General features: G+C 75.4%; 1 protein-coding gene and 1 pseudogene. One reads left to right on the top strand and one right to left on the bottom strand.

From position 1 onward, the window contains the following. Window positions 1–3,338: pseudogene (locus tag E1289_RS36715) on the bottom strand (hypothetical protein); the annotation flags it as partial. Between the two features lie 10 nt (window positions 3,339–3,348). Here E1289_RS36715 and E1289_RS36710 point away from each other — a divergent pair. Next, the gene (locus tag E1289_RS36710) at window positions 3,349–3,822 is read left to right on the top strand and encodes a hypothetical protein (RefSeq protein ID WP_131988653.1); all 474 of its coding nucleotides are present in this window, start codon (window positions 3,349–3,351) and stop codon (window positions 3,820–3,822) included. The last annotated feature ends 56 nt before the right edge of the window (window positions 3,823–3,878 follow it).

Here is a 3,878-nt window from a genome sequence, read left to right as displayed (position 1 = left end):
GAGACAGGGGCGGTGCCCCCGGGCTGCGTCGGCGGCGGGGAGGCGGGAGGCGTCGTGCCGCCACCGCTGCGCTGGCTCGGGTCGAGGTTGTGGTAGCTCCGGTAGTGCGTGGTGGTGACCGGCGGGGTCTGGGAGTTGTCGGTCTCCGTCCAGCGGGTGTGGACGATCTCCGGTGTGATCCTCGGATCGTTCGGTTCCGGGAAGAAGTCGATCCGCTCGATCGTGACGTCGGGGTTGCGGGTGTGCCGCTGTTCGAGAAGGCTCTCGAAGGACTGCCGCCAGGTGTCGCTGGGCAGGAGGCCCGGGCCCGAGTTCCCGCGGTTCGTGGGGCTCCACTGCGGGAAGTAGTTGATCCGCTCTCCCGGCCCCCGCGCCTCGTGCGGGAAGATGTGGCCGCCGTCGAAACGGCCGCCCGGGTACTCACCGGTGCCCTTGCCGATATGGCCGACCTTCTTCTGGACCGCGTCGTTCCGCTGCTCTTCGTCCGAGTGGGGCGTGTCGTACTCGGGACGTCCGCTGGCCGTGTCCGTCTGCCCGCGGTCGTCGGTGTGGAAGAGGAACGTGCCGGGCTCGACGCCGTCGTCGCCGAAGTCGCCGCTGCGGGCGGCGTCCGGCGGGTCGAGCGGCGGGTTGGGGTCGGCGGTCTGGAAGCGGTCGTGCGGCTCGACCAGGTAGTGGGTGTCGGGCCGCGGGACGCCGAACTTCTTGACGGTGGCGTTGCTGTCGCCCAGCTCCGGGTTGTAGCCGTGCTCCCGGTCGCCGTACCACGTCCGGACGTGCGTGACCTGCCGGTTCGCGTCCGTCCAGAAGACGCCGTGGAGCCTGCCGCCCGGGCCGCGCACCTCGATCCGCGAGTTCGGCGGGAGGTCCCGCCGGGCCGAGAACGGGCCGTCCGACCCGACGTCGTAGACACCCGGCCACCGCACCGGCGTCGCGTCCGGGGGGTCGAACCTCGCGGCGGGGGGCGCCATGCCCTCGTCGCCGCCGGTGTGGGGTTCGCCCGTGAAGATGTGCGGCTCGTCGAACCCGAGTTCGACCTTGTGGGTGACGCCCGGATCGGGACGGGTCAGGTCGGCGTTCTCGTTCGGGTCGACGGTCGGGGCGCCGGGTTCCGCCGGTGTGACGTTGGTGATGTGGGTGACGTTGCCGTCGCCGTCCGTGTAGGCCTCGCTTCGGGGGACCTGGTTCCCCGACGGGTCGGTCTCGTAGACGGTGTACTTGGTGTTCGGCTCAAGCGGCGCCTGGTCGACCACCCGGTCGCCGGGCTGGAGGCTGATGTTCTCTTCGCGGGTGTACGACGGCGGCGCCCAGTCGGCCTGCTGATGAGGCAGCCCGCGCCCGGCCGGAGGATCGGTACGGGCCTCCGGTTCGCCGTCACCTGGCCGCGTGTCATCGCCGGCGCCTTCGTCGGTGCTTCCCCGCCGGAAACGAGGGTCGTCCGCTCCCGGCCGGGGTTCGTCGCCGGTGCGCTGAGGGCCGTCGTCCGTGCGGGGCGGTGCGCTGTCCGACCGTGGCTGCGTGTCGGTCGGGGACGGCTGCGTTTCACTCGTCCGGGGCGGTTCACTCGTCCGGGGCGGTGTCGCGTCGCCCTCGGAAGTCCGCCCCTGGTCGGTGGGTGCACCCTCCGCGGGGTTCTCACCGACCCGGTTCTGCGACGGCGGCGTGTTCGGGTCGGGCGGCGGCGTGTTGGGACCGGGTGCCGTGTTGGGGCCGGGTGCCGTGTTCGGGGCGGGGTTCGCCGGCCCGCCGGTCGCCTGGGGGGTGTTGGCGGGGGCCTGCGCGCCGAGGTGGCGGTCCATGACCTCGCCGATGGCGCGCGCCAGGTCGCGGGGGTCGTCGGAGAGGCGGTACTCGGTGAACGCCTCCGCCAGCATCTCGTGCGGGTCGCCGGAACCGTACTCCGACAGCCCGTCCGCGACTCGCTGCTGCGTGGCGGGGTCATGCGGCTGCGTCGCGTCGTACGGGATGCCCAGGGCGTTGGACACGGCCCGGTTCAGGTCGGCCAGCATCCGCGGGTCGTTCAGGAGCTGCTCGCCGAGGTGGTGCCCGAACTCGTGCGTGAACACGCCTTCCGTCGAACCGCCGCCGGGCACGGTGAACCCGGTCTGTTCCTCGCCCGCGCCGTCCTGCGCGCGTTGCGCGTTGTCGGCGAAGGCGTCGTGGTTGATGTAGATGCCCGGGTCGCCGGCACCGGGCGTGGCGTAGGCGAGGACGTCCTCGTTGCCCGGGCCGAGGGACTGGGCGAAGTCCTCGGAGCCGATGTGGGACAGGCCCCGCATCGTCTCGGGATAGTCGGCGGCGAGCTGCCGGATGGCGTTGTTGATCTCCTGCGCGGCGGCAGGGTCGAGCGGGCTCGACGAGAAGTCGACGGTGGGCGCGTCATTGCCGAACTGGGCGAGGGCGTCGCGCGCCTGCTGCGCGGCGTCCGCGAGCTGCTGCGCCCGGTCCGGCCCGTCCGCGCCGTCGGACCCGTCACCCGGTGCGGTGCCGTCGGACTCCTTGTTGTGCGGTGCGTCCCCCTCCTGGGGGGAGGCGTCGTCCTGCCGGGCCGGCGGCTCGTTGCGGACGACGCCGTTGTCGTCGACGTTCTCGATCGGCGGCGGCTTGGGACGTCCGCCGGGGTCGTCGCCGCCGCCCGCGGGCCGCGACTCCGGGCCGGACGGCTGCCTCGGCCCGGGGGTGCCCGCTCCGGGAGTCGACGGTGCGGGGGAACTCGCCGGGGGCGAGGGCCTCGGGGTGCCCCCGCCGGACGGTGCGGACGCGCCGCCCGGGGACGCCGTTCCCGCCGGGCCGCCCATCCCCATCGGCACAGGTGCGACGAAGGCGGACGGTCCGCCGGAACCACCCTGCTCAGGCGGCTGCATGGCGTCCTGCGTCTCGGGGTTTCCGTCCGGGCTGCGCGGATTCGGGTCGGCGGCGGTCTCGGCGGTCTCGCCGCCGGGCGCGGAGTCGCGGTCGGTCCCCGGGTCGGCCGCGGGGTCACCGGGCGTCGGGTCGCCGGGTGCGGTGCCCTCGGTGCCGGAGCCGGGGGCGGACGAGTCGCCGTCGCGGGTGGGCGAGCCTCCGCCGCTCTCGTTCCCGGGCGCGGGGGAGCCGGTGCCGGTCGTGGACCCGGGGGCGGGAGGGCCTTCGGCCGGCCGAGAGGTGCTTCCGTCGCCGGGAGTCTGCGTGCCGCCCGGAGCCGGTGTGGTGTTCGAGGGCGTGCCGCTGTCGGGCGTCCCCGGAGCGGGGGAGCCTGCGGTGGGCTGAGGCGTGCTGCCGTTGCCCGGCGTCGTGTTTCCGTCGCCGGGAGTCGGTGCGCTGCCCGGGGGAGACGTCCCCGTGCCCGGCGTGTGCACCGCGCCGCGGGTGGACGAACCGTCGCCGGACGGGGAGCCGCCCCGGGAACCGGTACCGCTCCCCGGCGCGGGCGAGGACGACGACGAAGAAGATGACGGGGAGGAGGAAGACGTGCCGGGAGACGAGCCGCCACCGGCAGGCGCCGAGCCGCCGCCAGCCGCCGGTGCGCCACCGCCCACCGGGGCCGCGCCGCCGCCGACGACGCCTCCGCCCGCGGGAGCGGCGCCGCCGCTGGACGGGCCGGCGCCGCCGAAGGAGCCGGAGCCGGACGGGCTCGCGACCGAGCCGGCGCCGCCGGGGCCGGACGGGCTGCCGCCCAGGTTCCCCCCGGAGGGGGATCCGCCGTCGGGAGCCGAGGAGGCCAGCGAGGACCCGCCGCCGCCCCCGCCGCCGGTGTCGCCCAGCAGCGTGGCGATCCGGTTGCCGCCGCCACCGCCGCCGGAAGAGGATCCGCCGCCGCCGGAATCGCCGCCGCCCGAGTAGCCACCGCCGCCCGAGGGGCCGCCCCCGCCGGATGAGCCGCCGCCACCGCCGGTCGA

Origin of the sequence: Actinomadura sp. 6K520 (assembly GCF_004349245.1) — a bacterium.
GTDB lineage: Bacteria > Actinomycetota > Actinomycetes > Streptosporangiales > Streptosporangiaceae > Spirillospora.
This window is presented reverse-complemented; position numbering and strand designations above follow the sequence as displayed.